This is a genomic window from Bradyrhizobium sp. WYCCWR 12699 (assembly GCF_032144035.1).
Classification (GTDB): Bacteria; Pseudomonadota; Alphaproteobacteria; order Rhizobiales; family Xanthobacteraceae; genus Bradyrhizobium.
The window spans coordinates 509,024-535,913 of the sequence record NZ_JAVTJN010000032.1 but is presented as its reverse complement, the minus strand read 5'-3'; the positions used below and the strand labels follow the sequence as shown (position 1 = coordinate 535,913).

The 26,890-nt window shown below is 65.9% G+C and carries 29 protein-coding genes; 19 read left to right on the top strand and 10 right to left on the bottom strand.

Annotation, left to right across the window (positions count from 1 at the left end):
* The first annotated feature begins 146 nt into the window (after positions 1–146).
* Positions 147–1,034: a LysR family transcriptional regulator gene (locus RPS27_RS17370; protein WP_212065891.1), complete on the top strand. Its 888-nt coding sequence runs from the start codon at positions 147–149 to the stop codon at positions 1,032–1,034.
* Here RPS27_RS17370 and RPS27_RS17365 read toward each other — a convergent pair.
* Positions 1,031–1,684 (bottom strand): DNA-3-methyladenine glycosylase family protein, encoded by a 654-nt coding sequence (locus RPS27_RS17365; RefSeq protein ID WP_211418694.1) that lies wholly within the window; start codon positions 1,682–1,684, stop codon positions 1,031–1,033. The two genes, RPS27_RS17370 and RPS27_RS17365, sit on opposite strands and share 4 nt — an antisense overlap.
* Positions 1,685–1,891: 207 nt before the next feature.
* On the opposite strand from RPS27_RS17365, the gene gluQRS reads away from it, so the two are divergent.
* Together gluQRS and RPS27_RS17355 are read left to right on the top strand one after the other, a co-directional pair.
* Positions 1,892–2,764 carry a tRNA glutamyl-Q(34) synthetase GluQRS gene (gene gluQRS, locus RPS27_RS17360; RefSeq protein ID WP_313754207.1) on the top strand — a complete coding sequence of 291 codons (873 nt, stop codon included), beginning with the start codon at positions 1,892–1,894 and terminating at the stop codon, positions 2,762–2,764.
* A gap of 103 nt (positions 2,765–2,867) precedes the next feature.
* Positions 2,868–4,133 (top strand): ATP-binding protein, encoded by a 1,266-nt coding sequence (locus tag RPS27_RS17355; RefSeq protein ID WP_212065892.1) that lies wholly within the window; start codon positions 2,868–2,870, stop codon positions 4,131–4,133.
* Here RPS27_RS17355 and RPS27_RS17350 read toward each other — a convergent pair.
* Positions 4,060–4,953 (bottom strand): YihY/virulence factor BrkB family protein, encoded by an 894-nt coding sequence (locus RPS27_RS17350; RefSeq protein ID WP_212065893.1) that lies wholly within the window; start codon positions 4,951–4,953, stop codon positions 4,060–4,062. The genes RPS27_RS17355 and RPS27_RS17350 overlap by 74 nt on opposite strands.
* Positions 4,954–5,173: 220 nt before the next feature.
* On the opposite strand from RPS27_RS17350, the gene RPS27_RS17345 reads away from it, so the two are divergent.
* The 6 genes from RPS27_RS17345 (at position 5,174) to RPS27_RS17320 (ending at position 9,259) form a co-directional block, all read left to right on the top strand.
* Positions 5,174–5,368 (top strand): twin transmembrane helix small protein, encoded by a 195-nt coding sequence (locus RPS27_RS17345; RefSeq protein WP_183246976.1) that lies wholly within the window; start codon positions 5,174–5,176, stop codon positions 5,366–5,368.
* Positions 5,369–5,433: 65 nt separating this feature from the next.
* Positions 5,434–6,006 (top strand): cob(I)yrinic acid a,c-diamide adenosyltransferase, encoded by a 573-nt coding sequence (locus tag RPS27_RS17340; protein ID WP_212065894.1) that lies wholly within the window; start codon positions 5,434–5,436, stop codon positions 6,004–6,006.
* Between the two features lie 127 nt (positions 6,007–6,133).
* Complete coding sequence (locus tag RPS27_RS17335; protein ID WP_212065895.1) at positions 6,134–6,883, top strand: electron transfer flavoprotein subunit beta/FixA family protein; 750 nt, start codon at positions 6,134–6,136, stop codon at positions 6,881–6,883.
* Positions 6,883–7,827, top strand: a complete 945-nt coding sequence (locus RPS27_RS17330; RefSeq protein WP_194405847.1) for an electron transfer flavoprotein subunit alpha/FixB family protein — start codon at positions 6,883–6,885, stop codon at positions 7,825–7,827. The genes RPS27_RS17335 and RPS27_RS17330 overlap by 1 nt, the downstream gene beginning before the upstream one ends.
* A gap of 207 nt (positions 7,828–8,034) precedes the next feature.
* Positions 8,035–8,916: a 3-hydroxybutyryl-CoA dehydrogenase gene (locus tag RPS27_RS17325; protein WP_194405848.1), complete on the top strand. Its 882-nt coding sequence runs from the start codon at positions 8,035–8,037 to the stop codon at positions 8,914–8,916.
* 148 nt (positions 8,917–9,064) lie between these two features.
* Positions 9,065–9,259: a hypothetical protein gene (locus tag RPS27_RS17320; RefSeq protein ID WP_142250949.1), complete on the top strand. Its 195-nt coding sequence runs from the start codon at positions 9,065–9,067 to the stop codon at positions 9,257–9,259.
* 4 nt (positions 9,260–9,263) lie between these two features.
* Here the strand turns inward: RPS27_RS17320 and tlpA are convergent, their stop codons facing one another.
* Entirely contained in the window at positions 9,264–9,929 is a 666-nt protein-coding gene (gene tlpA / locus RPS27_RS17315) for a thiol:disulfide interchange protein TlpA (RefSeq protein WP_194405849.1), read from the bottom strand.
* Positions 9,930–10,030: 101 nt separating this feature from the next.
* Here tlpA and argH point away from each other — a divergent pair, with 101 nt between their 5' ends.
* From argH to lysA, 3 genes are all read left to right on the top strand, one after another.
* The gene (gene argH / locus RPS27_RS17310; protein WP_194405850.1) at positions 10,031–11,428 is read left to right on the top strand and encodes an argininosuccinate lyase; all 1,398 of its coding nucleotides are present in this window, start codon (positions 10,031–10,033) and stop codon (positions 11,426–11,428) included.
* Positions 11,429–11,522: 94 nt separating this feature from the next.
* Positions 11,523–11,816, top strand: a complete 294-nt coding sequence (gene lptM, locus RPS27_RS17305; protein WP_212065896.1) for an LPS translocon maturation chaperone LptM — start codon at positions 11,523–11,525, stop codon at positions 11,814–11,816.
* 23 nt (positions 11,817–11,839) lie between these two features.
* On the top strand, positions 11,840–13,105 hold the full coding sequence (gene lysA, locus RPS27_RS17300) for a diaminopimelate decarboxylase (protein WP_211418688.1): 1,266 nt from the start codon (positions 11,840–11,842) through the stop codon (positions 13,103–13,105).
* A gap of 85 nt (positions 13,106–13,190) precedes the next feature.
* On the opposite strand, the gene RPS27_RS17295 is transcribed toward lysA, so the two are convergent.
* The gene (locus RPS27_RS17295; protein WP_212065897.1) at positions 13,191–14,099 is read right to left on the bottom strand and encodes an NAD(P)-dependent oxidoreductase; all 909 of its coding nucleotides are present in this window, start codon (positions 14,097–14,099) and stop codon (positions 13,191–13,193) included.
* A gap of 147 nt (positions 14,100–14,246) precedes the next feature.
* Entirely contained in the window at positions 14,247–14,630 is a 384-nt protein-coding gene (locus RPS27_RS17290) for a carboxymuconolactone decarboxylase family protein (RefSeq protein ID WP_018316258.1), read from the bottom strand.
* Between the two features lie 168 nt (positions 14,631–14,798).
* On the opposite strand from RPS27_RS17290, the gene RPS27_RS17285 reads away from it, so the two are divergent.
* Both RPS27_RS17285 and RPS27_RS17280 read left to right on the top strand, forming a co-directional pair.
* A complete protein-coding gene (locus RPS27_RS17285; RefSeq protein ID WP_212065898.1) occupies positions 14,799–16,736 on the top strand; it encodes a TIGR02302 family protein in 1,938 nt (645 codons plus the stop codon).
* The gene (locus RPS27_RS17280) at positions 16,724–17,866 is read left to right on the top strand and encodes a DUF4175 family protein (RefSeq protein WP_212065899.1); all 1,143 of its coding nucleotides are present in this window, start codon (positions 16,724–16,726) and stop codon (positions 17,864–17,866) included. The genes RPS27_RS17285 and RPS27_RS17280 overlap by 13 nt, the downstream gene beginning before the upstream one ends.
* A 130-nt stretch (positions 17,867–17,996) precedes the next feature.
* Here RPS27_RS17280 and RPS27_RS17275 read toward each other — a convergent pair whose 3' ends face one another.
* Both RPS27_RS17275 and RPS27_RS17270 read right to left on the bottom strand, forming a co-directional pair.
* The gene (locus RPS27_RS17275) at positions 17,997–18,371 is read right to left on the bottom strand and encodes a response regulator (RefSeq protein ID WP_194405855.1); all 375 of its coding nucleotides are present in this window, start codon (positions 18,369–18,371) and stop codon (positions 17,997–17,999) included.
* Between the two features lie 49 nt (positions 18,372–18,420).
* A complete protein-coding gene (locus tag RPS27_RS17270; RefSeq protein WP_212065900.1) occupies positions 18,421–19,299 on the bottom strand; it encodes an MJ0042-type zinc finger domain-containing protein in 879 nt (292 codons plus the stop codon).
* A gap of 203 nt (positions 19,300–19,502) precedes the next feature.
* Between RPS27_RS17270 and ftsE the strand changes: the two genes are divergently transcribed.
* From ftsE to RPS27_RS17250, 4 genes are all read left to right on the top strand, one after another.
* Positions 19,503–20,162 (top strand): cell division ATP-binding protein FtsE, encoded by a 660-nt coding sequence (gene ftsE, locus RPS27_RS17265; protein WP_018646542.1) that lies wholly within the window; start codon positions 19,503–19,505, stop codon positions 20,160–20,162.
* Complete coding sequence (locus RPS27_RS17260) at positions 20,155–21,123, top strand: ABC transporter permease (protein WP_211418683.1); 969 nt, start codon at positions 20,155–20,157, stop codon at positions 21,121–21,123. Before ftsE ends, RPS27_RS17260 begins: the two co-directional genes overlap by 8 nt.
* A gap of 230 nt (positions 21,124–21,353) precedes the next feature.
* Positions 21,354–22,058, top strand: a complete 705-nt coding sequence (locus RPS27_RS17255; RefSeq protein ID WP_211418682.1) for a YdcF family protein — start codon at positions 21,354–21,356, stop codon at positions 22,056–22,058.
* 34 nt (positions 22,059–22,092) lie between these two features.
* Positions 22,093–22,866 carry a lysophospholipid acyltransferase family protein gene (locus RPS27_RS17250; protein ID WP_212065901.1) on the top strand — a complete coding sequence of 258 codons (774 nt, stop codon included), beginning with the start codon at positions 22,093–22,095 and terminating at the stop codon, positions 22,864–22,866.
* Here the strand turns inward: RPS27_RS17250 and RPS27_RS17245 are convergent.
* Positions 22,863–23,474, bottom strand: a complete 612-nt coding sequence (locus tag RPS27_RS17245; RefSeq protein WP_212065902.1) for a gamma-glutamylcyclotransferase — start codon at positions 23,472–23,474, stop codon at positions 22,863–22,865. The genes RPS27_RS17250 and RPS27_RS17245 overlap by 4 nt on opposite strands.
* 110 nt (positions 23,475–23,584) lie before the next feature.
* On the opposite strand from RPS27_RS17245, the gene RPS27_RS17240 reads away from it, so the two are divergent.
* Positions 23,585–24,769 (top strand): DUF2125 domain-containing protein, encoded by a 1,185-nt coding sequence (locus RPS27_RS17240; RefSeq protein WP_212065903.1) that lies wholly within the window; start codon positions 23,585–23,587, stop codon positions 24,767–24,769.
* Positions 24,770–24,839: 70 nt separating this feature from the next.
* Here the strand turns inward: RPS27_RS17240 and RPS27_RS17235 are convergent, their stop codons facing one another.
* Together RPS27_RS17235 and hisC are read right to left on the bottom strand one after the other, a co-directional pair.
* Positions 24,840–25,778: a prephenate/arogenate dehydrogenase family protein gene (locus tag RPS27_RS17235; RefSeq protein ID WP_212065904.1), complete on the bottom strand. Its 939-nt coding sequence runs from the start codon at positions 25,776–25,778 to the stop codon at positions 24,840–24,842.
* Positions 25,775–26,872 (bottom strand): histidinol-phosphate transaminase, encoded by a 1,098-nt coding sequence (gene hisC, locus RPS27_RS17230; RefSeq protein ID WP_212065905.1) that lies wholly within the window; start codon positions 26,870–26,872, stop codon positions 25,775–25,777. Before hisC ends, RPS27_RS17235 begins: the two co-directional genes overlap by 4 nt.
* Between the last annotated feature and the right edge of the window lie 18 nt (positions 26,873–26,890).

Below are 26,890 nucleotides of genomic sequence, written 5' to 3'. Positions count from 1 at the left end.
CCGGCCGATGGTCGAGCGCTTCCATGTCGATTGTCGCGCCGGCGAGGTGTCCGCTAGCGCCTTTGGCCCCACTATAGGGTTGCACGGCAGCCGGGGGATCGTTCAATATTGAACATGTGTCTATCCAGGTTTGAACGGAAGCGCCTGTGGATTGGGATCTCTGCAAGACCTTCGTCGCGGTCGCCGATACCGGCAGCTTCACCGCGGCGGCGCGGCGGCTGCATGTCAGCCATCCGACCGTGAGCCGCAAGATCACGGCGCTGGAAGCGCAGCTCGGCACCAAGTTGCTGGCGCGCGCCGCGGAGGGGTTCGTGCTCACCGCCGACGGCCGCACTTTGCGCGAGCATGCGGAGGCGATGGCCGCTGCCGCGCTGCGGGCTGAGGCGGCCGTTGGCGCCGGCGGCCGCAAGGCGCGCGGCACCGTCAAGCTGTCGATCGGCGCGACGCTGGCCTCGCACTGGCTGATGCCGCGGCTGCGATCCTTCCTCGGCGCGCATGATCACATCCGGCTCGAGATCATCACGCATCCATTTCCGGCCAGCGTGCGGCGCCGCGAAGCCGACGTGGTGCTGCGTCCGGTCGACAGCGGCGAGGAAAATCTAGTCGGTCGCAAGATCGGCCGTCTCGGCACCGGCTTTTATGCCTCGCGCGACTATGCGGCGGGCCGGTCCCTGCCGGAACGCAGCGGCGAGTGGAAGGGGCACAGCGTCATCGGCTTTGCCGATCAAGACTCCAACGCGCAGCTGGCGCGCTGGAGCGATGCGATCACGCGGCAGGGCACAATGGTGATGCGCTGCTCCTCGCAGGGCGACATGCTGGCGGCGGTGCGCGCGGGAATCGGGATCTCCGCGTTGTCCTGCTTCGTCGCGGAGAGCTATCCGGACCTCGTGCGTGTCGCGCCGCAGAAGCTCGCCAGCGTCGCCGATCTCTGGCTGCTCGCTCACCCTGATCTGGTCGAGCTGTCCGCGGTGCGGGCCGTGGTCGATTTCGTGGCCGAATGCGCCCGCGCCGATCGCGAGCGGCTGCGCGGCTAGTTCGATCCTGCCAGCACGCCCTCGCGCTTCTTCACCGCACGGTAATAGCTCCACCACAAATGCGCCGCCGCGCCGCGCAGGGGACGCCAGGGCTCGGCGAGCGGCGCCATCTGCTTCTCGGTCGGCCGCGCCTTCAGGCCGAGACCGATCTTGATGGCTTCCTGCACGGCGAGGTCGCCGGCCGGCCAGGCATCGCCATGGCCGAGGCAGAACAGCAGATAGACATCCGCGGTCCATGGGCCGATGCCGGGCAGCGCGATCAGCGTGTGATGCGCGGCATCGGCGTCTTCCTCGGCCAGCACGTCGAGGTTCAGCCGCTGCGCGCGGATCTCGCGCGCCAGGTGCTTCAGCGTCTTGATCTTGGCGGCCGAGAGCCCGAGCCGCCCTAGCCGGTCGGTGCGGGCGCGCCCCACCGCCTCATGGTCGAACGGGTCGAAGGCCGACGACAGCCGTCCCCAGATCGCCGCGGCGCTCGCGGTCGACAGCTGCTGCCCGCAGACGATGTGGGCAAGCCCCGCAAAGCCCGGCTCGCGCCGCCGCAGCGCCGGCATGCCCGCGATTTCGAGCACCGGTTTGAGGCGCGGATCGCGCTTGATCAGCGCGTGAACGGCCTCTTCGAGATCGGATTGGGTTTCGAGGTGGATGGTCATGTGTTTGGCAGGCTCTCTCCGACGTCATGCGCGGGCTTGACCACGCATCTATTATCCTACTCCGTCATTCCGGGGTGATGCGACGGGATCGCGCGAAGCGCGACCCGGACATCGAACCCGGAATCTCGAGATTTCGGGTTCGGTCCTTTCGGACCGTCCCGGAACACAGCCGTGACGGCCACGCCCGGCCATGACGAGATCTATCAGATGGTGCCACCCGTTTTCCGTTTTGCCCCCAGCCCCAACGGCTTCCTGCATCTCGGCCACGCCTATTCCGCGCTGCTGAATTTCGACCGCGCGCGCGAGAGTGGCGGGCGGCTGCTGTTGCGGATCGAGGACATCGACGGCACGCGCTGCCGGCCGGAATTCGAGGCGGCGATCGACGAGGATCTTGCCTGGCTCGGGATTGAGTGGGAGACGCCGGTGCGGCGGCAGTCGGAGCATCTCGCCGATTATCGCGCCGTGCTGGACAAGCTGTCGGCGCTTGGTCTCGTCTATCCCGCCTTCGAAAGCCGCGCCGAGATCGCGAAGCTCGTTGCCGCGCGCGAGGCGGATGGCCCGTGGCCGCGCGATCCCGACGGTGCGCCGCTTTATCCTGGTGAAGCCAAATCGCTGTCGGCTCCCGAGCGCGATCGTCTCATCGCATCGGGCATGCCCTACGCGCTGCGGCTCGACATGGCGGCCGCCTGTCAGCGGATTGCCGGCCTGACTTGGCATGAGCTCGGCGAGGGGAGCGATGGCGAGCGCGGCGCCATCCCGGCGCGACCGGAGGCCTGGGGCGACGTGATCCTGGCCCGCAAGGAGACGCCCACCAGCTACCATCTGTCCGTGGTCGTCGACGACGCGCTGCAGGGTGTCACCGAGATCGTTCGCGGCCAGGATTTGTTTCACGCGACTTCCGTCCATCGCCTGCTCCAGGTCCTGCTCGGCCTGGGCGAACCCGCCTACCGCCATCACCGGCTGATTTGCGACGGTGACGGGCGGAAGCTGTCGAAATCGAGCGGCTCGACCGGTCTGCGCGCCTTGCGCGCGGCCGGCATCACGCCTGCCGGTATCCGCCAGCTGGTGGGATTAGGTTAAGTTTCTCTGGGGGTTAGCGAAACGTCGCCGTGACTCCGGGTGTTTCGCCGTGCCATGCTCGGTAAACAACCCGGGCCCGAAAGGGAGACTTCGAAGGGAATTCATGGCGGCGAAGAAGCGCCCAGCGCGCACCACGCGGACGTCCAGCCGACCGCCTCGGAAACGGTCCGGGGCGACTGCACAGGTGCGCAAGCGCAGCACGAAGGTGGTTGCGCCTGACGTGGTCCAGGCGGCGCTCGCCGCCTTTGCCCATGAGGTCCGCACCCCCCTGACCGGCATTCTGGCGATCAGCGACCTGCTCGCGACCTCCGATCTCGGCGAGCGGGAGCGGCGCTGGGCCGACACCATCAAGGCCGGGGCCGAGCATCTGGCGAGCCTTGCCACGCTGTTCGTGGATGCCGCCAGAAGCGGCAAGGGGGCCGGCAGGGGCAGCGCGCTGCGGCAGGACCTGTTCGATCTGCGCACGCTCGCCCGCAGCGCCGGCGATTCGCTTGCGGGGCGCGCCGCAGCCAAGGGGCTCCAGGCCGAGGTCAGTATCTCCGACAAGCTCCCCGGCCTCGTGGTCGGCGATCCCGTCCGCCTGCGCGCGGCGCTCGAGAACCTGATCGACAATGCCGTGAAATTCACGGACCAGGGCGGCGTGGCGCTGGCGGTCGAGCCGTGGCGTCCTGCCAAAGGCAAGACCAAAACCAAAGGCAGGGTCGGCGTTGCTTTCGCGGTGTCCGACAGCGGCATCGGCCTCACCATGGCCGAGATCAAGCGGCTGTTCCGCCCGTTCACCCAGGCCAACGTCACCATTGCCTCGCGCTTCGGCGGCGCCGGCCTCGGCCTGTCCTCGGTCAAGCAATTGGCGCGGGCGATGGGCGGCGACATCAGCGTCGCACCACGACGCGGCGGCGGCGCCACCTTCACCCTGACGGTGTCACTGGATGCCACGGGACCGGGCAAATCCAGCAAGACAAAGGGCGGGGCCGAGGTCGATACGGTCGCCGCGCTGCGCGTCCTCAGCGTCGAGGATAACCCGTTCGGCCGTGTCGTGCTCAACACGATTCTGACCGAGCTCGGCCATCATGCCGAGTTCATCGGGCGTGGCGAGGACGCCGTCGGCCGGCTCGCGCAAGGCGCGTTCGATGCGGTGCTGATGGACATGGTGCTGCCGGGCATCGACGGCGTCGAGGCCATCCGGCGGATCCGTACCATGGACGCGCCGTTGGCTCAGATCCCGATCATCGGGGTGTCCGGTCGCGGCGAGGACGAGGCAGCCTCGCGCGAGGCCGGCGCCGACGCCTTCCTGGTCAAGCCTGTGTCTCCGCGGGCGCTAGCGACTGCGCTGCTTGAAGCGACACGCCGTGAGGAAGCCGCGACTTGATGATCGCGGCGTTGAGTTCGCCGCCGTAAACGAAGATCGCGGCGATGAAGTACAGGAACACCAGCGCGATGATGACCGAGGCGAGCCCCGCATACATCGTCACGTAATTGTTGGCGAAGCGCGCCAGATATTGGCCGAACACGATGCCCGATATCAGCGACGCCACGATGGTGAACATGATGCCGGGCAGGATCTGGACAAACCTGCGCCGTCCCGCCGGCAGCCACACGTGGAGGATGATCAGCGCCACCACCAGCGCACCGATGGTGATGCCGTAGCGCAGCCAGGTGAGGATGCTCTCGTTGGACTCGACGAACAGCGGGATATGGCGCCGCGCCGCTTCGATCAGGAGCGGGCCGAGCACGATCAGGAACGCCATGGCGAGCGCGGTGAAAGCCGCAATCAGCGTGTAGAGGATGGATTCCAGCCGCAGCCAGTACCAGCGCCGCATCTCCACCACCGCATAGGCGCGGTTGAGCGCGACCCGGAGCGCCTCGACGCCGTTGGAGGCGAAATAGACCGACAGCGCCGCGCCGATGGTCAGAATGCCGGTGCGGGTCGTGGTCAAGACGTCATGGACCTCGCCTGAGATCGAATCGGCGACCTGCTTGGGCCAGATCTGCAGCATCAGGCTGGCAGCCTGGTCGGCGAGTTCCTTGGAGCCGAAGAAGCCGGCGAGCGAGGTCAGCACGATCAGGAACGGGAATAGCGCCATCAGTGTCGACAGGGCGATGTGGCTTGCGATGGCCCAGCCGTCATCGGCGAGGAACGTGTAGAACGCATCCTCCAGAACGCAGTAGATGTAGCGGACGGCTTTCACGTGGCACCTACGCCGCTGCTCTCTCCCCCTGGACGCAGGGAGAGGCGAGGAGGGCAGGCAATCGGCACAAATCGGAAATCATCACGCTACCATCTGACATTATTGGCCCAAAAGCCAGTTCGCGAAACGCCCCGCTGTCATTCCGGGACGCGCGTAGAATGGCGCCGGCGGCTGCCGCTGCACCATGGCGGACCGGCGCACATGGTGTTATCACCCCCGAATGGCATCTATCCTGAGTACTTTTATCCTGCCGATCGCAGTCGGTGCCGTGGCGTTGGTGCTGCTGCTCGGTCTCGTCAACATGATGCGTGGCGGCTCGCCCGACACCTCGCAGAAGCTGATGCGCTGGCGCGTGCTGCTTCAGTTCGTGGCGATCGTCATCGCGATGGCCGCGGTCTGGGCCATGGGGCGCTAGGGCATGATCCGGAAAAGTGTGAAGCGGTTTTCCGACAGGATCATGCCTCAACTCAAGAGGGCCCCATGGTCACGTTGAACCGCATCTACACCAAGACCGGTGACGACGGCACGACGGCGCTTGGAACCGGCGAGCGGCGTCCGAAATACGATCTGCGCGTCGAAGCCTATGGCACTGTCGACGAGACCAACGCCGCGATCGGAATTGTCAGGCTCCATACCGGGGGCATGGCCGAACTCGACGCAATGCTCGGCCGCATCCAGAACGATCTGTTCGATCTCGGTGCTGATCTCGCGGTGCCCGAGCGTGAAGGCAAGGCGGAACGGCTGCGGGTGGTGGCGAGCCAGGTCGAACGGCTCGAGCGCGACATCGACGCGCTCAACGACAAGCTTACCCCGCTGACCTCCTTCGTGCTTCCCGGCGGCACGCCGGCCGCCGCTTATCTCCATGTGGCGCGCACGATATGCCGCAGGGCGGAACGGGTGATCGTGGAACTGGCGGCCCGGCCGGGCGAGCCGGTCAGCGCGGCTGGCATCCAATATATGAACCGCCTGTCGGACTTCCTGTTCGTGGCCAGCCGAGCCGCCAACGGTAACGGCGCCGGCGACGTGCTCTGGGTTCCAGGCCAGAACCGCTGACCCATCGAGACCGCTGCATTTCAGAAGGCTAAAATTAGGCCCGTTCGCGCGTTGACCGGGGCAGATCAGGCCTTTAGGTTCCGCGCCAGTTGATAACCCCCCTCCCAAATTGAGTGAAAGAGGATCGATGAAGGTCTTAGTGCCGGTAAAGCGGGTGGTCGATTACAACGTCAAGGTCCGCGTCAAGGGCGATGGATCGGGCGTTGAACTCGCCAACGTCAAGATGTCGATGAACCCGTTCGACGAAATCGCGGTCGAGGAAGCGCTGCGTCTGAAGGAAGCCGGCAAGGCGACCGAGGTCGTGGTGGTCTCCATTGGACCGGCGCAGGCGTCGGAGACGATCCGCACTGGTCTTGCCATGGGCGCCGACCGCGGCATCCTGGTGAAGGCGGAAGGTGCAGTCGAGCCGCTCGCGGTCGCCAAGATCCTGAAGAAAGTCGCCGAAGAAGAGCAGCCGGGCCTCATCATCCTCGGCAAGCAGGCGATCGACGACGACAGCAATCAGACCGGCCAGATGCTGGCCGCGCTGCTCGGCTGGTCGCAGGCGACGTTCGCTTCGAAGCTCGAGGTCGAAGGTTCTGACTTCAAGGTCACCCGCGAAGTCGACGGCGGTCTGCAGACCGTGAAGTTGAAGGGACCGGCGATCGTCACCACCGATCTCCGTCTCAACGAGCCGCGCTACGCCTCGCTGCCGAACATCATGAAGGCGAAGAAGAAGCCGATCGCGGAGAAGGCCATCGCCGATTACGGCGTCGACGTCGCCGCGCGCCTCGAGGTTCTCAAGACGACTGAACCGGCGGGCCGCAAGGCTGGCGTCAAGGTCAAGGACGTCGCCGAGCTGGTGTCGAAACTCAAGAACGAAGCCGGGGTGCTCTGATGACGACGCTTCTGATTGCCGAACACGACAACGCGTCGCTCAAGGATGCGACCAACAAGGCCCTGACCGCGGCCGCCGCGCTCGGCGCGGATGTCGAAGTCCTGGTCGCCGGCCAGAACGCCAAGGCCGCGGCCGATGCCGCGACCAAGCTCGCCGGCGTGAAGAAGGTGCTGCTCGTCGATGGCGACCTCTACGCGCACGATCTGGCCGAGCCGCTGGCCGCGCTGATCGTCTCGCTGGCATCCGGCTATGACGCGATCGTCGCGCCCGCGACCTCGCGCTTCAAGAACGTGATGCCGCGTGTCGCCGCCCTGCTCGACGTCATGCAGGTCTCGGAGATCATCAAGGTGGTCGCCCCCGACACCTATGAGCGCCCGATCTATGCCGGCAACGCCATCCAGACCGTGAAGTCGAAGGACGCCAAGAAGGTCATCACGGTGCGGACCTCGACCTTCGCCGCTGCGGGCGAGGGTGGCAGCGCGCCGCTCGAGACCGTTCAGGGTGCGGCCGATCCGGGCCTGTCGACCTTCGTCGGCGAGGAAGTTGCCAAGAGCGACCGTCCCGAGCTCACTTCGGCCAAGATCATCGTCTCCGGTGGCCGCGCCATGCAAAGCCGTGAGAATTTTGCCAAGTACATCGAGCCGCTCGCCGACAAGCTTGGGGCCGGTGTCGGTGCCTCGCGTGCGGCGGTCGATGCCGGCTATGCGCCGAACGACTGGCAGGTCGGCCAGACCGGCAAGGTCGTGGCGCCCGAGCTCTATGTCGCCGTCGGCATTTCCGGCGCAATTCAGCATCTGGCCGGCATGAAAGACTCCAAGGTGATTGTCGCGATCAACAAGGACGAGGACGCGCCGATCTTCCAGGTTGCCGATTACGGCCTTGTCGCCGACCTCTACCAGGCGGTTCCGGAGCTGACGACCGAACTCGGCAAGCTCGGCAAGTAAAAGACGTCGTAAACACCGGCCGGAGGTATAAACTCCGGCCGGTGTTTCATTTCTGAAGCGTTTTCTTTGGCGGGGGGCACGCCGGGGAAGCGATCCAATCTAGGTTTCGAGCCCGGGTTCTGATTAAATCAGCTCCTGATCAAATCAGACCTCCCGGCTCGGGGGATAGACAGGCGCGATCTGCGCGCCGTTCCGGTGGATGACATTATGGCGGCAGTGATCAAGAAGGTCGGCGTGATCGGCGCGGGGCAGATGGGCAATGGCATCGCGCATGTCGCGGCGCTCGCCGGCTTCGACGTGGTGCTCAACGACATCTCGGCGGACCGCCTCAAATCGGGCATGGCCACCATCAACGGCAATCTGGCGCGCCAGGTCTCCAAGAAGGCCGTCTCCGAGGACGACAAGGCCAAGGCGATGGCGCGCATCACGCCCGCCGAAAAGCTTGACGACCTCGCCGATTGCGATCTCGTGATCGAGACCGCGGTCGAGAAGGAAGAGGTCAAGCGCAAGATCTTCCATGAGCTCTGCGCGGTGTTGAAGCCGGAGGCCATCGTCGCCTCCGATACCTCCTCGATCTCGATCACACGGCTTGCGGCCGCCACCGACCGGCCCGAGCGCTTCATCGGCATTCACTTCATGAATCCGGTGCCGCTGATGGAGCTGGTGGAGCTGATCCGCGGCATCGCCACCGATGATTCGACCTTCGAGGCGTCCAAGGAATTCGTCTCCAAGCTCGGCAAGCAGGTCGCGGTCTCCGAGGATTTCCCGGCCTTCATCGTCAACCGCATTCTGCTGCCGATGATCAACGAGGCGATCTACACGCTGTATGAGGGCGTCGGCAACGTCGAGGCGATTGACGCGGCGATGAAGCTCGGCGCGCACCATCCGATGGGCCCGCTCGAGCTTGCCGATTTCATCGGCCTCGATACCTGCCTCTCCATCATGCAGGTGCTGCACGAGGGCCTCGCCGATTCCAAGTACCGCCCGTGCCCGCTGCTGGTGAAATACGTCGAGGCCGGCTGGCTCGGCCGCAAGACCCAGCGTGGCTTCTACGACTACCGCGGCGCCAAGCCGGTTCCGACGCGATAAGCGTGGTCTCGTGCCCCCCGCCGACGCGGCGCAGCGCGTCAGCGATGCGCTGGAGGGCTGGAATACGGCCACTTCACAAGCCTCTGTGACATTTCATGTCGCGTTAACCTCTCGCGCCTAGGTTACGGCGAGTACGAGGGTTCGCGTAATGGACATGATGGCAATGGTCAGCACCATGCTGGCCGCTCAGCAAGGTGCGCTGCAGTCGAATATTGCGGCGACGCTCAGCAAGCAGAACGCGGATATGGAGAAATCCACCGTCCTGACGCTGCTCGGTGCCGGTCAGCCCTCGCTCGCTAATGTCGGCCCTGGCGTCGGCGGCAATCTCAACGTCACCGCCTGACTTTCTAAAGCGCCGCCGCGGCCTTGCCGGTTGCCGCGCGGATCAGCTTGAGCGCGTCCTCGCTCGCCCATTCCGCCGGCCCCGCGATCGTCGCGATCTCGCAGCCCTGCGGGTCGACCAGCACCGATGTCGGCATGCCCAGGGCCCGGCCTATTGCCTTAAGATCTTGAAAAACCTTGGCTTTCTGGTCGCTGAAATAACTTAGCTTTGAAAGATTGGCCTCTTTCAGGAAGTTTTTCGGCTTTTCGGGGTCGCGGGTGTCGATATTGATCGCCACCACCTCGAAATTCGGGCCCGACAGCTTGCCCTGCAGCTCGTCCAGCGCCGGCATTTCCTTCCGGCACGGCACGCACCAGGTGGCCCAGAGATTCACCAGCAGCGTCTTGCCGCGGAAATCCGACAGCTTCTTCGGCTTGCCATCGGCATCCTCGAAGGCGAGGTCCGGCAGCTTCAGGGGGGCGCTCGCCATGGTCAGCGCCGCCAGCTCGCCATGGGCGAGGGGAGCGATCTTTTGCGCCGTCGCGACCGCCGGCTTGCAGGTCGGATCGCCCGAGGGCGCCCGGCTCAGGCCCAGCCCGTACAGCGCGGCGAAGCCGGCCAGGCCCCCGACCGCCACGGTGGCGATCACGAGGGGGACCCGGCGCGTGGCGGAGGGCTTCTTGTCGAGCATATCGTTTGTCATCCGGTCGCAGATATGGCTATCAGAGGCCTCTTAATACGGCTGGCGGCGGCCAGCAAACGTGCGGCAAATCAAGGCGTGAGCAGGGGATCATGAGCAACAAGATGTGGGGCGGCCGGTTCTCGGAACGTCCCGATGAGATCATGGAAGAGATCAACGTCTCCATCGACGTCGATCGTCACCTCTTCGCCCAGGACATTGCCGCGTCCAAGGCCCACGCCGCGATGCTCGCCAACCAAGGCATCATCACGGGTTCTGATGCGAAAAATATCGGCAAGGGTCTAGACACGATTTTGTCAGAGATCGGCAAGGGCGGCTTCGAATTCAAGCGCGCGCTCGAGGACATTCATATGAATGTCGAGAGCCGCCTGTCCGAGCTGATCGGCCCCGCCGCCGGCCGCCTGCACACGGCGCGCTCGCGCAACGACCAGGTCGCGACCGACTTCCGTCTCTATGTCCGTGACATCGTCGACGAAACGGATGCGGCGCTGGCGGCGTTTCAGCAGGCGCTGGTCGAGCGCGCGCTGGAGCACGCGGGCACCGTGATGCCCGGTTTCACGCATCTGCAGACCGCACAGCCCGTGACCTTCGGCCACCATCTGCTCGCCTATGTCGAGATGGCCGCGCGCGACCGCGGACGGTTCCAGGATGCGCGCAAGCGGCTCAACGAATCCCCGCTCGGCGCCGCCGCGCTGGCCGGCACCTCGTTCCCGATCGATCGCCACGCCACCGCGAAGGCGCTTGCCTTCGATCGCCCGATGGCGAACTCGCTCGATGCCGTCTCCGACCGCGACTTCGTGCTGGAGACGCTGTCGGCGGCCTCGATCTGCGCCGTGCACATGTCGCGCTTTGCCGAGGAGATCGTGATCTGGACCTCACCGCTGGTCGGCATGATCCGGCTCAGCGACAAGTTCACCACCGGCTCGTCGATCATGCCGCAGAAGCGCAATCCGGATGCCGCCGAGCTGGTGCGCGCCAAGACCGGCCGCGTCATCGGAGCGCTCAACGGCCTGTTGATCGTGATGAAGGGCCTGCCGCTCGCCTATCAAAAGGACATGCAGGAGGACAAGCAGGGCGCGATGGAGGGCTTTGCCGCGCTGTCGCTCGCGATTCGCGCCATGACCGGCATGGTCCGCGACCTCGTGCCCGACGAAGCCAGGATGAAGGCCGCTGCGGGCGAGGGCTACGCCACCGCGACGGATCTGGCCGACTGGCTGGTGCGGACGCTGAAAATGCCGTTCCGCGACGCCCATCACGTCACCGGCCGCATCGTCGCCAAGGCCGCCGAGGGCGGCGTGGCGCTGCACGAGCTGCCGCTCAAGGAGATGCAGGCGATCGAGCCGAAAATCACCAAGGACGTGTTCGGCGTGCTCTCGGTCGAATCGTCGGTGAAGAGCCGCACCAGCTTCGGCGGTACCGCGCCGAAGAACGTGACGGCCCAGGCCAAAGCGTGGGCGAAGCGGCTGGAAAAAGAGCGGAAATTGGGCTGAAGGCAAAATTTCGCTGATGTTTCATGGTCATCCGGGCTCTCGCCAGAGCGCGCCAATCTCTGTATGGTGCGGCCCGCGTATTGGGGATTTCGTCGTGACGTCAAAGTTTCGCCCGGCCCGCTCGGGGTGGGCCATCATTGTCTTGAGTCTGACGGCGCTTGCGCTTGCCGGTTGCGGCCGCAAGGGTCCGCTGGATCTGCCGCCGACGGCTACTAACGCGCCCGTGGCCAACGGCGCAGCTTCGACCAACACCGACACCGCAGCCCAGAAGACGTCGAGCATGTTCAATCCCAGCTCAGGTGCGGATGCCGAGCCGGCGGCGGCCAAGGGCCGGAAGAAACCGTTTATTCTCGACCCGCTCCTGGACGAACCTCCCGGCAGAAAATAAGCCGGGACAACCGAGCCTAAGCCATGAACCATTTCGACTACCGCAACGGCGTGCTGCACGCCGAGGCGGTGAACCTGTCCGAGCTGGCCGCGACCGTCGGCACGCCGTTTTATTGCTATTCGACCGCGACATTGGAGCGGCACTATCGCGTCTTCACCGACGCCTTCGCCGGCGAGAAGGTGCTGGTCTGCTACGCCATGAAGGCGAACTCCAACCAGTCGGTGCTGCGCACGCTGGCCAAGCTCGGCGCCGGTGCCGACGTGGTCTCGGGCGGTGAATTGAAGCGTGCGCTGGCGGCCGGCATTCCGCCAAACAAGATCCTCTTCTCCGGTGTCGGCAAGACCGAAACCGAGCTGCGCGCCGCGCTTGCCGCCGACATCCTCTGCCTCAACGTGGAATCCGAGCCCGAGCTCGAGCTGCTGTCGCGGATTGCGACCGAGATGGGCAAGACCGCGCGCGTCTCGCTGCGCGTCAACCCGGATGTTGATGCCGGCACCCACGCCAAGATCTCCACCGGCAAGTCCGAGAACAAGTTCGGCATCCCGATCGTGCATGCCCGCGAGGTCTATGCGCGCGCCGCGAAGCTGCCGGGCATCGAGGTGACCGGCACCGACGTGCATATCGGCAGCCAGATCACCGACCTCTCGGGCATGGAAACCGCGTTCCGTATTCTCTCCGAATTCGTGCAGACGCTGCGCGCCGACGGCCACAACATCAGCCATGTCGATTTCGGCGGCGGCCTCGGCATTCCCTATTACATGGACCGCGAGGCGCCACCGGAGCCGGCCGCCTATGCCGCGATGGTCAAGCGCGTCAGCCACAATCTCGGCTGCACGCTGATGTTCGAGCCGGGCCGCATGATCGTCGGCAATGCCGGCATTTTGGTTGCCAAGGTGATCTATGTGAAGCATGGCGACGGCAAGAATTTCGTCATCATCGACGCTGCGATGAACGACCTCATCCGCCCGACACTGTACGAGGCGCATCACGACATCCTGCCGGTGACGCAAGCCCCAAAGGGCGCGGCGACCATCATGGCCGATGTCGTCGGCCCGGTCTGCGAGACCGGCGATTATCTCGCGCTCGACCGCACGCTGCCGACGCCGAAGCCCGGCGATCTCCTCGCCATCATGACCGCCGGCGCCTATGGCGCGGTGCAGGCCGGCACCTACAACACAAGGCCGCTGGTGCCGGAAGTGCTGGTGAAGGACGACCAATACGCCGTGGTGCGCCCGCGCATCGAGGTCGAGCAGCTGATCGCGATGGATAAGCCGGCGCCGTGGCTGTGAGTGTGTCGTAGTCTGACCGTGAGGGTCCCGGATCTGCACGCGCTTCAGGCGCGCTTGTCCGGGACGACAGTGGAGATGGGGACGGCTACTTCCCCGCCAATCCGCCTTTCGCTCCACCGACCACCACGCCCGCCTTCTTCTCGATCGGCTTGATCGCCGCGGTGAAATCGGATTCGGCGCCTTCCGCGGCGATCACGGTCTCCCATAACCTACCGACCGCGTCGGCGACTTCCATCGACAGGCCGAGCTGCTTCATCTCCTCCAGCGCCAGCCGGACGTCCTTCACCATCAATCCGGTGGCGAAGCCAAAATCGAAGCTGCGCGGCAGCACCGCGCGCGGAAACTTGTCGCGGCTCGCCGTGTTCATGCCGGAGCCGGCATTGATGACGTCGATCATCACCGCGGGATCGAGCCCGGCTTTCACGCCCATCACGACCGCTTCCGACGTCGCCACGATCGCGGTGGCCGACAGGAAATTGTTGGCGAGCTTCATGGTCTGCGCCGCGCCGGGCTTCTCGCCGATGAAGAACACCTTTCCGATCACGTCGAGCGCGGGCTTGAGCAGTTCGAACTCGGTCCTAGGTCCGGAGACCATCACCGCCAGCGTGCCCTTCTCGGCGCCGCCGACGCCGCCGGAGACCGGGCAGTCGATCTGCACGATGTTGCGCTTGGCGAGCTGGCCGTGAATCGTCACGGCCATCGCCGAGCCGACGGTGGAGAGATCGATGAAGCGTTTGGCCCGGCTGCCCTCGATGACGCCGTTCGCTCCCGTTGCGACCTGGAGCGAAGCCTGCAGCGAAGGCAGGCTCGCCATCACGGTCTCGACCTGATCGGCGACGTCCTTCGGCGATGTTGCGGCGGTCGCGCCGAGCGCCGTGAGCTTGCCCATAACGTCCTTGCGCGTGTCGAACACGACGAGCCTGTGCCCTGCCTCGATCAGCCGCCGCGCCATCGGGAAACCCATGTTTCCGAGGCCGATGAATCCGATGTCCATGGTGTTTCCTTGTCTTTCTTCTTCGTTGTTGTTCAAGTGCTCGCTCCATCCCCGCTGTCGTCCCGGATCTGCGCTCCGCTCGGGACAACGCTACGCGTTTTCCCGAGCTCGCTTGTCCCGGACGACAGCGGAGATTGGCGCTGCATCTCACGCCTTGCCGTCGATCTCCGCGAACACCTCGCGCGCGATGCGGAAGCTGTCGACCGCGGCGGGCATGCCGCCGTAGATCGCGACCTGCATCAGGATCTCGCGGATCTCCTCGCGGCTGACGCCGTTGGTCAGCGCGCCCTTCAGATGCGCGCGGAATTCGTGTTGGCGGTTGAGGATCGCGATCATCGCGATGTTGAGCATGCTGCGGGTCTTGCGCGGCAGCTCCTCGCGGCCCCACACCGTCCCCCAGCAATATTCGTTCAGCATCTCCTGGAACGGACGGTTGAAGTCGTCGACGTTCTTCAGGGCGTTGTTGACATAGGCCTCGCCCAGCACCGCTTTGCGGACTTCCAGGCCCTTGTCGTGCATCTTCTTGTCCATGGCGTTTCCTCTCGTTTCCCTCGGATCACGCGCGGAAATTACGGGGTTGGGGCGAGCCAGTCACGTCCTCGTGTTATGCGGGAAAAGGGGTGTCTCCCGTACCGGAACGGATGCCTCAGTGCTGCCGTTGTGATAGGCTTCGCTCCACCGGGCAACCTGGAGAGTTGATTGAACGGCGTCACCCCCGACCCGTCAGACCCGATCCGCAACAGTGACGCTCTGTCGCGGTTGAAGCTGGCGCAGGCCCTGGATCGGGCCCTCTATGCCATCGCGTGGGAGCGTGCCTGGCCACATCTGGCGCGGCTTCTGACCGTCGTCGGCCTGTTCCTGGCGGTGTCCTGGGCCGGCCTTTGGCTGGCGCTGCCTTTCCTGGCCCGTGCCATCGGTCTCGTCGTTTTCGCCGGCATCGCCATTGCGGCCCTGTTGCCCCTGATTCGCTTCCGCTGGCCGAGCCGCGAGGAGGCACTTGGCCGGCTCGATCGCGGCTCCGGCATCCGTCACCGCCCGGCCACGACGCTGACGGATACGCTGTCCTCGCAGGATCCGGTCGCGCAGGCGCTGTGGCAGGCGCAGCGCGAACGCACGCTGGCCTCGCTCAAGCGCATCCGCGCCGGTCTGCCGCATCCCCGGCTTGCGCTCCACGACCCCTGGGCGCTGCGCGCACTGATCATGGTGATGCTGGTTGCAACCTTCTTCGCCGCCGGCGACGAGCGCGCGATGCGGCTCGGCGCCGCCTTCGACTGGAACGGCGTGTTGGCGCCCGCGAATGTTCGCGTCGACGCCTGGGTGACGCCGCCGCTCTATACCGGCAAGCCGCCGGTCATCCTGTCGGCCGCCAACAAGGAGGCCGCGGCGCTGCCCGCCTCCGGCCCGCTTGCCGTTCCCGCCGGCTCCACCCTGATCGTGCGCTCCTCCGGCGGCAGCCTGGATGTCGTCGTCTCCGGCGGCCTCAAGGAGGTCGCCCCCACGGAAGCCGCACCCAAGGGCGCCAACGAGAAGCATTTCACCATCACCACCGACGGCACCGCGCATGTCCGCGCGCCCTCCGGCCAGCCGCAATGGGCGTTTGCCGCAACGCCGGACCATGCGCCGACAATCGCGCTCGCCAAGGATCCCGAACGCCAGGCGCGCGGCGGGCTCCAGCTCTCCTACAAGATCGAGGATGATTACGGCGTCACCGGCGCGGACGCGCACATCGCCTTGCGCCCCGCGGACGCCAAAGACGGAGCCAAGGATTCCGACGGCAAGGCCGCGCCGCGGCCGCTGTTCCAGCCGCCGCAATTCCCGCTCGTGCTGCCGAACGCGCGCACCCGCAACGGCGTCGGCCAGACCGTGAAGGACCTCAGCGAGGATCCCTATGCCGGTGCCGATGTCACGCTGACGCTCACCGCCAAGGACGAAGCCGGCAACGAGGCGCGAAGCGAGCCCTTCAACATGCGCCTGCCGGAGCGTCTCTTCACCAACTCGCTGGCGCGCGCGCTGATCGAGCAGCGCCGCATCCTCGCGCTCGACGCCAACAGGAATTCGGACGTCTACACCGCGCTCGATGCGCTGATGATCGCACCCGAATTGTTCACGCCGGACGCCGGCTGCTATCTCGGTCTCCGCAGCCTCGCGAGCCAGCTCGAGGCCGCCCGCACCGACGATGCGCTGCGCAATGTGGTGGCGAGCATGTGGGCCTTCGCGACCACCATCGAGGATGATGGTGTCGCCGGCAGCGTCAACGCCGCGCTGCGCTCGGCGCAGGACGCGCTCAAGGCGGCGCTCGACCGCGGCGCCAGCGAGGACGAGCTGAGAGTGTTGACGCAGAAACTCCGCGAGGCCATGGCCGGCAAGGTGCGTGATCTCGCCCGCCGCGCCGAACAGAATCCGCTCGGTGCCCGGCAGCCGTTCCCGGCCGAGGTCCAGCTCATTCTCGACAAGGCGATCGAGCTGCGACAGAAGACCCAGCATGCGACGCCCGAGCAGCTCGCCGAGCTGGCGCAGCAGCAGGACGCGTTGCGCGAGCAGCTTCAGGCCTATCGGAAGTCGGCGAACAACCGTGCCAACAAGGCGGGGGACGACAAGACCAACCAGTTTACGCGGGACCGGAAATGCGGAAGCTAGCGCGCGTGCCAGTCTTGAAGGCGATGTCGATCGCCTGCCTCGCCTTCCTGTTGGGAAGCGTTACCCCGGTTGCGGCCCAGCTGGATCAGGATCCCGACGCGCTGCTCGACAGCGCCGAAAAGTCGATGCAGGAGTCCGGCGACAGCCTCAGGCAGAAGGAATCCGGCAAGAGCCTGGGCAACCAGTCCGACGCGATCCAGAAGCTCGAGGAGTACAAGCGGGCGACGGAACGGAGCCAATCCTCCAGCCGTGACCGCAACGTCATCACGCAGCGCGATCTGGACGACCTGTTGCGGCAGATCGAGAAGGCGGCGCGCGAAGGCAATAAAGAGGCCGCTCAGCGCCTGCTCGAGCAGCTCGCGCAGATCATGGAAAACCTCCAGATGGCGCAGCCCGGGCAATCCGGCGAAAGCGAGATGGAGCAGGCGCTCAACGAGCTCAGCGACATGATCCGCAAGCAGCAGCAATTGCGCGACAAGACGTTCAAGCAGGGCCAGGATTCCCGGCGTGATCGCTCGCGCGGCAAGCAGCAGGGCGACCAGTCGATGTCGGATCTGCAGCAGGATCAGCAGTCGCTGCGCGACCGCCTGAAGAAGCTGCAGGACGAGCTTGCCAAGCGCGGTCTCACGCAGAAGGGACAAAAGGGTCAGAAAGGCCAGCAGGGACAGAAAGGCCAGCAGGGGGACCAGGGCCAGAACGGCGATCAGGACGGTGACGACGGCGACGATGGCAGCCTCGACACCGCGGACGGCGCCATGGGTGATGCCGGCTCGAAGCTCGGCGAGGGCAATGCCGACGGCGCCGTGGATTCGCAGGGCAAGGCGCTCGACGCCATGCGCAAGGGCGCACAGAAGATGGCCGAAGCGATGCAGCAGGGCGATGGCGACGGGCAGAACGATGGTCCCGGCAATCGGGCCGGCCGTCAGCAGAGCGGCGGCAATCAGACCGATCCGCTGGGACGCCCGCTGCACGGCCGCGATCTCAGCGACGACTACACCGTCAAGATCCCCGGTGAGATCGACGCCCAGCGTGTCCGTCGCATCCTCGAAGAGCTCCGCCGCCGCTTGGGGGACAGCTCGCGCCCGCAGATCGAGCTCGATTACATCGAGCGGCTGCTGAAGGATTTTTGACGGCACACTCGGTGTCATCGCCCGGCCTTGACCGGCCGATCCAGCATTCCGAGAAGCTAGTGAGTCACCCGAGGGGCCGCGACGTACTGGATGCCCCGGTCAAGCCGGGGCATGACAGCGGAATCCGTGGCTACCCCTTCTTCGCCGCCAGTGCGTCCGCCACCGCGGTGCGGATATCCGCGACCGAGAACGGTTTTGTCACGACGTCGTGCACCAGCGCATTGAGGTTCGATGCGCGCTCGCGCTGGTCGGCAAAGCCGGTCATCAAGAGGATGGTCAGATCAGGGAAATCGCGCGCGGCGGAGAGTGCCAGTGCGATGCCGTCCATGACGGGCATCTGGATGTCGGTGAGCAGCAGGTCGAAGGCGCCGTCCTCGCGGCTCAGGATCTCCAGCGCCTCGGCGCCGTCTTGCGCGGTGACGGTCTCGTGGCCGTCCATGGCGATGGCGCGCGCGACGAGCGTGCGCATCGAATCCTCGTCGTCGGCGATCAGGATTTTCGGCATCAGATCAACCTCTGGGACAAACCTTCCCGTGCGGGACCCTACAAGCTGATTATACGCTGCCGCCGGCAATGTCGCGCCGGTTGAAGAAGCGCACATCGATATTGCGGCCCTCCGGCGGCGGCGAGGCGAGACGCGAGCGGAAGAAGGCGCGCTCGCCGGGCCGCAGCACGGTCTGCTCCAGCACCGTATTCCAGGCGTAGATCTCCGCGCCTTGCGCGTCGCGAACGGCAAAGCGCAGCCGCGGGATGTCGAGCGGCTTCTTGCCCTCGCCGACGATCACGCCCTCGATGACCAGCACCTGCTTACCGTCCACGGTCTCGCTGGACAGCTTCACGTCCTTGAAGGCGAGGCCCCGCAGGTTCACCTCGAGCCCGACCATCTTGTAGAACGCGGCCGTCTGCGGCAGCAGGCGCACCATGTCGCCGCGCCAGATCACCAGCGCCAGCACCAGCGCGCCCATGGCGGCGCAGGCGGTCGGCAGCCCAAAATAGGATTTTCGCGGAGCGGCGGTGGCGGCGGGACGGCTGACCCGCGCCCCGCGACGGCTGAACAGGCCGCGGAACCAGGATTGGTGCTGCACGCCAGCGACCTCCTCCTCGACCTCCCGGGCCGCCGCCGACCACTCGTCCTCGGTTTCCTTGGCCTCTTCCTCGGGCCAGTCGCTGGCGATTGAGGGGCTGTCGACAACGGGCGTGTCAGTGGCGCTGTCGTCCTTGGCGTAGGAGTTCCACTGCTCGGCGAGGTCGGATTGGTCGTCGGCCTGGCTGGCTGCGGCCATGGCCGGAACGGACGCCTCCTCGATGGCGTCCTCGGCATGGGCGATCCAGGTCTCCTTGCAGCGGGAACAGCGGACCGCCCGCCCGTTCGCCCCAAGGCTTGCAAGCTTGATGGCGTAGGATGTCATACAATGGGGGCAGACGATATGCATGGACGAGCCTTGATGCATGAACCAGGACTTGAACGAGGTCCTGACCATAACCCCGTCAGGAAGAACCGGGCGGCCAGGATGCGACCAATATGCTACAGGGCGACCGTTAACGAACCGGAAACCATAACGGCGGCAAAACCCGTGGATCGCGCATGGCGGAGCGCGGCCATGTGTCCCGCGCCCCCTCTCGAACGGAGCTGAGCTTGGTTCGGTTCGAAAATGTCGGATTGCGTTACGGTCTGGGGCCGGAGATCCTGCGCGACCTCAGCTTCCAGATCCCGGCGCATTCGTTCCAGTTCCTCACCGGCCCGTCGGGCGCCGGCAAGACCTCGTTGCTGCGCCTGTTGTTCCTGTCGCATCGGCCGACGCGGGGCCTCGTCAATCTGTTCGGTCACGACATCTCGCAGCTCGGCAAGGACGAGATCGCCGATCTGCGCAAGCGCATCGGCATCGTGCTCCAGGATTTCCGCCTGCTCGATCACATGACGACCTATGAGAACGTCGCGCTGCCGTTCCGCGTCATGGGCCGCAGCGAGTCGAGCTACCGCAAGGAGGTGATTGATCTGTTGCGCTGGGTCGGGCTTGGCGACCGCATGGACGCGCTGCCGCCGATCCTGTCGGGCGGCGAGAAGCAGCGCGCGGCGATCGCGCGCGCCGTAATCTCGCGGCCGCAGCTGCTGCTTGCGGACGAGCCGACCGGCAGCGTCGATCCGACGCTCGGACGCCGCCTGCTGCGGCTGTTCATCGAGCTCAACAAATCTGGCACCGCCGTCATCATCGCGACCCACGACATCGGCCTGATGGACCAGTATGAGGCCCGGCGGCTGGTGCTGCACCAGGGACGGTTGCACGTCTATGAGTAGGACAGACGAGCGCGGCGTGCTGGTCGACCTCGGACAGGAGCGTCCGCAGCTGCCGGCCAAGGCGCGCAACATGTCGCCGATCGTGCCGCGCGCCTCGATCCAGGGCCGGGCGCTGGTCGCCGTCGTCGCCATCATGACGTTCCTCGCGTCGATGACCACGGGCACCGTGTTGCTGGTGAGCGCGTCCGCCGCGGAATGGCAGTCCGACGTCGCGAGCGAGATCACCATCCAGGTTCGTCCGCAAACGGGGCGCGATCTCGATCGCGACACCGCCGCGGTGACGGAGGCGATGCGGGCGCAAGCCGGAATCGTCGAGGTCAAGCCGTTCAGCAAGGAGGAGAGCGGCAAGCTGCTCGAGCCCTGGCTCGGCACCGGGCTGGCGATGGACGACCTGCCGGTGCCGCGCATGATCATCGCGCGCGTGCAGCCCGGGACGCTGCTCGATCTCGGCGCCTTGCGCGCGCGGGTGACCCAGGTGGCGCCGGGCGCCAGCGTCGACGATCATCGTGCCTGGATCGAGCGGATGCGCTCGATGACCAACGCCACCGTGCTCGCCGGCCTCGGCATCCTCGCGCTCGTCATCGTCGCCACCATCATCTCCGTCTCGTTCGCGACCCGCGGCGCCATGGCGGCGAACCGCCCGATCGTCGAGGTGCTGCATTTCGTCGGTGCCGGCGACCGCTACATCGCCAATCACTTCCTGCGCCATTTCCTCCGCCTGGGCCTCGAGGGCGGCGTGATCGGCGGCGGCGCTGCCATGCTGGTGTTCGGGTTCTCCGAGTCGATCGCCGGCTGGTTTTCCGGTACCCCCGTCGGCGACCAGTTCGCGGCCCTGCTCGGCACCTTCTCGCTGCGGCCGTCGGGCTACATCGTGCTCGCGGTCCAGGCCGTGCTGATCGGCGCCATCACCGCAGTGGCCTCGCGCCAGACGCTGTTTGCGACGCTGAATGACGTGGATTGAGATCCTTTCTTCCCTTCTCCCCTTGTGGGAGAAGGTGGCGCGAAGCGCCGGATGAGGGGTATATCTCGGCGCAAAAGAACTGTGCGAATTCGCGGAGAGAGACCCCTCACCCGTCTCGCCGCTTCGCGTCGAGCCACCCTATCCCACAAGGGGAGAGGGTGCAGAAACGAGACTCCACTTCGCCTCAAAACGTCCTAAAATCACTTCAGGGAAGGGATCAACGACATCACATGGCCTCGCCGACCGACGATCGATCGCCGAAACTGCCGCGCGGCTGGCTGCGCGCGGCATTGGTGTCGACGATTGCGCTCGCCTTCGTCGCCGCTGCGGCGGGGTTCATCGCGTTCCTGTCGCAGTTGCGTGGCGCCGAGGTCGCGCCGGGTCGCAAGGCCGACGGCATCGTGGTCCTGACCGGCGGCTCATCGCGGGTCTCGGACGCGATGGAGCTGCTCGCTGCCGGCTACGGCAGGCGGCTCTTGATCTCCGGCGTGCATCCGACCTCGACGGCGAGCGACATCTCCAGGACGTTGCCGGAGAACCAGTCCTTCATGACATGTTGCGTCGATCTCGACCGCACCGCGCTCTCGACCCGCGGCAATGCGGCGGAGGCGCGGCGCTGGGCCGAGGGACGCCGCTTCAAGTCGCTGATCGTGGTCACGTCGAATTACCACATGCCGCGCGCGCTGGTGGAATTCTCGCATGCGATGCCGCAAACGACGCTGATCCCCTTCGCGGTGGTCGGCGACAAATGGCGCGAGGAGCCGTGGTGGACCTCGGCCTCCACCTTGCGGCTGCTGCTGTCGGAATATGTCAAGTACATCGCGGCCGAGATCAGGGTGCGGCTGGAGGATTTCGGGATTGACCTTTCGCCCGAGATGTCGGAGCAGCCTGCAGGTCACCAGCTCAAGCGGCCCGCCACCGCCCAGGCGAACTGACACGCCAATTGACCGGCAAATAATCGGATCGTCGATGTTCCTGATTTTCCTGCGCTCGCTCGTGTTCAACGTGCTGTTCTACGCCGTGCTGGTGTGCCTCGCGATCGTGGCGCTGCCGACCTTCGCATTGCCGCCGCGCGCGATGCTGACGGTCGCCGAATGGTGGGCCAAGGCAACGCTGGTCCTGATGCGCGTGGTCTGCAACATCAAGGTGGAATTCCGGGGCACGGAGAAGATTCCGCAGGGACCGCTGGTGATCGTGGCGAAGCACCAGTCGTTCTGGGAGACGTTCGTGCTGCCGGGCTTCTTCAATCGGCCGATCTTCATCCTCAAGCGTCAGCTGATGCAGATCCCGGTGTTCGGTCAGTTCCTGGTCAAGACCGGGATGATCGCGATCGATCGCAATGCCGGCGTGAAGGCGCTGCTCGACATGACGCGCCGCGCGCGCGAGGCAGTGCGCAGCGGCCGGCAACTCGTCATCTTTCCGGAAGGTACGCGCCGCGCGCCCGGCGCTGAGCCCAACTACAAGACCGGCTTTGCGCAGATCTATTCGTCCTGCGGCGTGCCGTGCCTGCCGATCGCGCTCAACTCCGGCCTGTTCTGGCCCCGCCGCACCTTCATGCGCTATCCCGGCACGCTGGTGGTAGAGTTCCTCGATCCGTTGCCGACGGGCCTGCCGAAGGACGAGTTTCTCTCCCGCGTGCAAACTGCCATCGAAGAGGCAACCGGCCGCCTCGTCGAGGCCGGCCGCAAGGAGCAGGAGCAGTTGATCGGCTCGGCGCCGAGCTATACGCCGGCGGAGCGCTAGCGACTCTCGCGGTCTTGCCTTGGTAAAGGCGCGTGCAGGGAATGCGCATCACCATGCAGCATCAATGCAAGCTGATGCAGCTGCGCGTCGCGAAAGCCTTCGGCCTCGATCGCCTTCACCGTTGCGGTGACATAGTCGCGGTTGGCGCCGGACTGGCCGTGGCCCTGGACGACATGACGGTGCTGCTCGGCGAGCGACAGCCGGCCGGCATATTGCACGTGGCCGCGATCGACGACGTAAGCGAGCGCGGAGACGCGCTGGCGCGCGTCGTTCTCCAGCCAGACCGAGCGCATCACCTCGCGATAGACCGACGTGACCTGCTCGCGCGCGCGCAAGTACGCGACGACCTCGGCGCGGTTCTTCTCGGCCACGCGGAAGGCAATGCCGCGGCATGCGCCGCCGCGGTCGAGCCCGAGCACGAGGCCCGGCTTCTCCGGCGTGCCGCGATGCACGAAGGAATAGACGCAGAGCGCGCGGTGCTCGCCGACCAGCCGCGCCGGAACGCGCTCCTCGAAGTCGAAGCCCGGCCGCCACATCAGCGAACCGTAGCCGAACACCCAGAGGTCGCCGGTGGCTGTCGTGACGGAGGGGAGGGTGATTTCGGACATTTCGCGCACGGCTACCAGAACGAAGGCCCCAAGCGAAGTAAATTCTCCGCCTTTCGTCGCAGGCCTGCCTCGCTTACATTTGCCAAAATCTGGGATCAAAGGGTCGCCGCATGTCCAATATGACCGTTGCAGCCGGCCGCCGCTCCCGCTGGGGCCTTTTCATCGCACCCGTTATCGTCCTGATCCTTGCCGTCGCATGGAGCTGCTTCTGGTTCTATGCGGCCTCACAGGCCGAAGTGGCCGCAGACGCCTGGCGGGCGCAAGAGGCCAAGTCCGGCCGCATCTATGATTGCGCCAAGCGCTCGATCGCCGGCTTCCCGTTCCGCTTCGAGGTCCAGTGCTCCGGCGCCAGCGTCGCCTTGGTCTCGCAGAATGCGAGCAAGACGCCATTCACGGCCAAGCTCGACAACATCCTGGTCGTCGCCCAGGTGTACGATCCCAAGCTCGTCATCGCCGAATTCTCCGCACCCGCGACGCTGACCGACAGCGTCACGCAGAACACCTTCGTGGTGAACTGGAGCAAGGGCCGCAGCAGCGTGGTCGGCCTGCCGGCGGTGCCGGACCGCGCCTCCCTCGTGTTCGACGATCCCTCGCTCAACCGCCTCGACGGCAGCGTGCAGGTGCCGCTGGCGCGCGCCAAGCAGATCGAGCTGCACGGCCGCCTCGCAGACGGCTCGCCGGCCGATCATCCCGTGATCGAGACCGTGCTCCACGTCGCGCAGGGCAGCATCCAGGGCGTTCATCCCCTGCTTGCCGAGCCGTTCGAGGCGGACACCCGCGCCAAGGTCACCGGCCTCTCCGACCTCACGCCAAAGCCCTGGCCGCAGCGCTTCCGCGAGATCCAGGCCGCCGGCGGTCATATCGAGATCGTGCAGTCGCGGATCCAGCAGGGTGAGATGATCGCGATCGCGGCCGGCACGCTCGGCCTCTCCGCCAACGGCCGGCTCGACGGTGAATTGCAGATGACCGTGACGGGCCTCGAGCGCGTGATCCCGGCGCTCGGCATCGAGAAGATGCTGGAGGAGGGCGTGCCGCAGGCAACGCTCGACCGCGTCGCGCCCGGCGTGAAGTCGCAGGACCTCAACAATCTGTTCGGTGCGCTTGATCGTGCCGTGCCCGGTCTCGGCAAGGTCATCAAGCAGAACGCCAATGCCGGCGTTGCCGCCGGCATCAACTCGATCGGCACCGAGAGCACGCTGGAAGGCAAGAAGGCGCGCAGCTTCCCGCTGAAGTTCGTCGACGGCGCCGTGCTGCTCGGCCCGGTCAAGGTCGGCCAGATCCCGCCGTTGTATTGATTGGTTCGCGCGTCATTCCGGGGACGACGCTGCGCGTTGCCCCGGAATGACGAATGACGAGGAGACGTCGCTACGGCTTATTGCCGAGCTGTCCGTGCTGCCGGCCGAAGTCGGGCGCCGCCGAATCCTGGCCGATCTCGACGATGCCGCGGCGGATGGCGCGGGTACGGGTGAAGTGGTCGAACAGCGCCTCGCCGTCGCCGCGGCGGATCGCACGCGTGAGCTTGGCGAGATCCTCGGTGAAGGTGCCGAGCATCTCCAGCACGGCCTCCTTGTTGGCGAGGAAGACGTCGCGCCACATCGTCGGGTCGGAGGCCGCGATGCGGGTGAAATCGCGGAAGCCGCCGGCGGAGAACTTGATCACCTCTGACTCGGTCACCTGCGCCAGCTCGTCGGCGGTACCGACGATGGTGTAGGCGATCAGATGCGGCAGATGGCTTGTGATGGCGAGCACGAGATCATGATGATCCGGCGTCATGACCTCGACCTTGGCGCCCATCGCAGCCCAGAACGCGCGCAGGCGATCGGTGGCCGCGGCATCGACGCCTTCGGGCGGGGTAAGGATGCACCAGCGGTTGATGAAGAGCTCGGCGAAGCCGGAGTCCGGGCCCGAATGCTCCGTACCCGCCACGGGATGCGCCGGCACGAAATGAACGGTCTTCGGCAGATGCGGCGCCATGTCCTTCACGATCGCGCCCTTCACCGAGCCGACGTCGGAAACAATTGCACCGGGCTTCAGGTGCGGTGCGATCTCCTGCGCCACGGGTCCGCAGGCGCCAACGGGAATGCAGAGGATGACGAGATCTGCATCCCTCACCGCTTCCGCATTGGTCGCCACGACATGATCGACGATGCCGAGCTCCAGCACCCGCGCCCGGGTCTTCTCCGAGCGCGCGGTGGTGACGATCGCGCCGGCCAGGCCCTGGAGCTTCGCAGCGCGCGCGATCGAGCCGCCGATCAGGCCGAAGCCGATCAGCGCGACGCGCTGGAAGTGCACCTGCTTGCTCATTTGCCGGCCATGAAATCGCGCAAGCCCTCGACCACGAGGCGGTTGGCCTCCTCGGTGCCGATGGTCATGCGCAGCGAATGCGGCAGGCCGTAGTTCTTCAACGCGCGCAGCACGAGGCCGCGCTTGGTGAGGAAGGCGTCGGCGTCGTCGGCGGTCCTGCCCTTCTCGGTCGGGAAGTGGATCAGCACGAAATTGGCGACGCTCGGCGTCACCTTCAGGCCGAGCTTGCCGATCTCCTCGGTCAGCCAATTGCGCCAGGTCTCGGTGAACTGCTTCGACATCGCCTGATGCGCGGTGTCCTCGATCGCGGCGACCGCGGCATACATCGCCGGCGTCGACACGTTGAAGGGACCGCGGATGCGGTTGACGGCGTCGATGATGTGCTCGGGACCGAACATCCAGCCGATGCGCAGCGCGGCGAGGCCGTGGATCTTGGAGAAGGTGTGCGTCACCACGGTGTTCTCGGTGGTGGCGACCAGCTCGATCCCCATTTCATAGTCGTTACGAGAAACGTAGTCGCAATAGGCGGCGTCCAGCACCAGCAGTACGTGCGAGGGCAGGCCGGCGCGCAGCCGCTTGACCTCGTCGAACGGCACATAGGTGCCGGTCGGATTGTTGGGGTTGGCGAGCCAGACCAGTTTCGTGCGGGGCGTCACCGCCTTGAGGATGGCGTCGACGTCACAGGTGAGGTTGGTCTCCTGCGCGACCACGTTCTTGGCGCCGACCGCCATGGTCGCGATCGGGTAGACCAGGAAGCCGTGGGTGGTCGAGATCGCCTCGTCGCCGTGGCTGAGATAGGTGTGGGCCAGCAAATTGAGGATCTCGTCCGAGCCGGCGCCGCAGATGATGCGGTTGGGATCGAGCCCGAACGAGCGGCCGATCGCCTCGCGCAGCACGCGCGAGGTTCCTTCCGGATAGTCTTCCAGGTGATCCGCGACGCGCTTGAAGGCTTCGATCGCCTTGGGCGAGGGCCCAAACGGCGTCTCGTTGGCGGAGAGCTTGAACACCTTGCGGCCCGGCTCGGCGACCGGGCTCTTGCCGGGCGTGTAGGGCGCAATATCGAGAATGCCGGGATTCGGCACGGGGCGGGACATCTTGAACTCCGAAAATGG

Coding starts and splice junctions, on each gene's coding strand:
- RPS27_RS17340 (WP_212065894.1), top strand. CDS start 5,434: ATGGTCACGTTGAACCGCATCTACACCAAGACCGGTGACGACGGCACG.
- tlpA (WP_194405849.1), bottom strand. CDS start 9,929: ATGCTCGACAAGAAGCCCTCCGCCACGCGCCGGGTCCCCCTCGTGATC.
- RPS27_RS17295 (WP_212065897.1), bottom strand. CDS start 14,099: ATGGACATCGGATTCATCGGCCTCGGAAACATGGGTTTCCCGATGGCG.
- RPS27_RS17320 (WP_142250949.1), top strand. CDS start 9,065: ATGGACATGATGGCAATGGTCAGCACCATGCTGGCCGCTCAGCAAGGT.
- RPS27_RS17355 (WP_212065892.1), top strand. CDS start 2,868: ATGGCGGCGAAGAAGCGCCCAGCGCGCACCACGCGGACGTCCAGCCGA.
- RPS27_RS17235 (WP_212065904.1), bottom strand. CDS start 25,778: ATGAGCAAGCAGGTGCACTTCCAGCGCGTCGCGCTGATCGGCTTCGGC.
- RPS27_RS17270 (WP_212065900.1), bottom strand. CDS start 19,299: ATGCATATCGTCTGCCCCCATTGTATGACATCCTACGCCATCAAGCTT.
- RPS27_RS17255 (WP_211418682.1), top strand. CDS start 21,354: ATGGCCTCGCCGACCGACGATCGATCGCCGAAACTGCCGCGCGGCTGG.
- RPS27_RS17330 (WP_194405847.1), top strand. CDS start 6,883: ATGACGACGCTTCTGATTGCCGAACACGACAACGCGTCGCTCAAGGAT.
- RPS27_RS17240 (WP_212065903.1), top strand. CDS start 23,585: ATGTCCAATATGACCGTTGCAGCCGGCCGCCGCTCCCGCTGGGGCCTT.
- RPS27_RS17280 (WP_212065899.1), top strand. CDS start 16,724: ATGCGGAAGCTAGCGCGCGTGCCAGTCTTGAAGGCGATGTCGATCGCC.
- RPS27_RS17325 (WP_194405848.1), top strand. CDS start 8,035: ATGGCGGCAGTGATCAAGAAGGTCGGCGTGATCGGCGCGGGGCAGATG.
- RPS27_RS17245 (WP_212065902.1), bottom strand. CDS start 23,474: ATGTCCGAAATCACCCTCCCCTCCGTCACGACAGCCACCGGCGACCTC.
- RPS27_RS17275 (WP_194405855.1), bottom strand. CDS start 18,371: ATGCCGAAAATCCTGATCGCCGACGACGAGGATTCGATGCGCACGCTC.
- RPS27_RS17335 (WP_212065895.1), top strand. CDS start 6,134: ATGAAGGTCTTAGTGCCGGTAAAGCGGGTGGTCGATTACAACGTCAAG.
- RPS27_RS17290 (WP_018316258.1), bottom strand. CDS start 14,630: ATGGACAAGAAGATGCACGACAAGGGCCTGGAAGTCCGCAAAGCGGTG.
- gluQRS (WP_313754207.1), top strand. CDS start 1,892: ATGGTGCCACCCGTTTTCCGTTTTGCCCCCAGCCCCAACGGCTTCCTG.
- hisC (WP_212065905.1), bottom strand. CDS start 26,872: ATGTCCCGCCCCGTGCCGAATCCCGGCATTCTCGATATTGCGCCCTAC.
- RPS27_RS17365 (WP_211418694.1), bottom strand. CDS start 1,684: ATGACCATCCACCTCGAAACCCAATCCGATCTCGAAGAGGCCGTTCAC.
- RPS27_RS17260 (WP_211418683.1), top strand. CDS start 20,155: ATGAGTAGGACAGACGAGCGCGGCGTGCTGGTCGACCTCGGACAGGAG.
- RPS27_RS17250 (WP_212065901.1), top strand. CDS start 22,093: ATGTTCCTGATTTTCCTGCGCTCGCTCGTGTTCAACGTGCTGTTCTAC.
- RPS27_RS17345 (WP_183246976.1), top strand. CDS start 5,174: ATGGCATCTATCCTGAGTACTTTTATCCTGCCGATCGCAGTCGGTGCC.
- lysA (WP_211418688.1), top strand. CDS start 11,840: ATGAACCATTTCGACTACCGCAACGGCGTGCTGCACGCCGAGGCGGTG.
- argH (WP_194405850.1), top strand. CDS start 10,031: ATGAGCAACAAGATGTGGGGCGGCCGGTTCTCGGAACGTCCCGATGAG.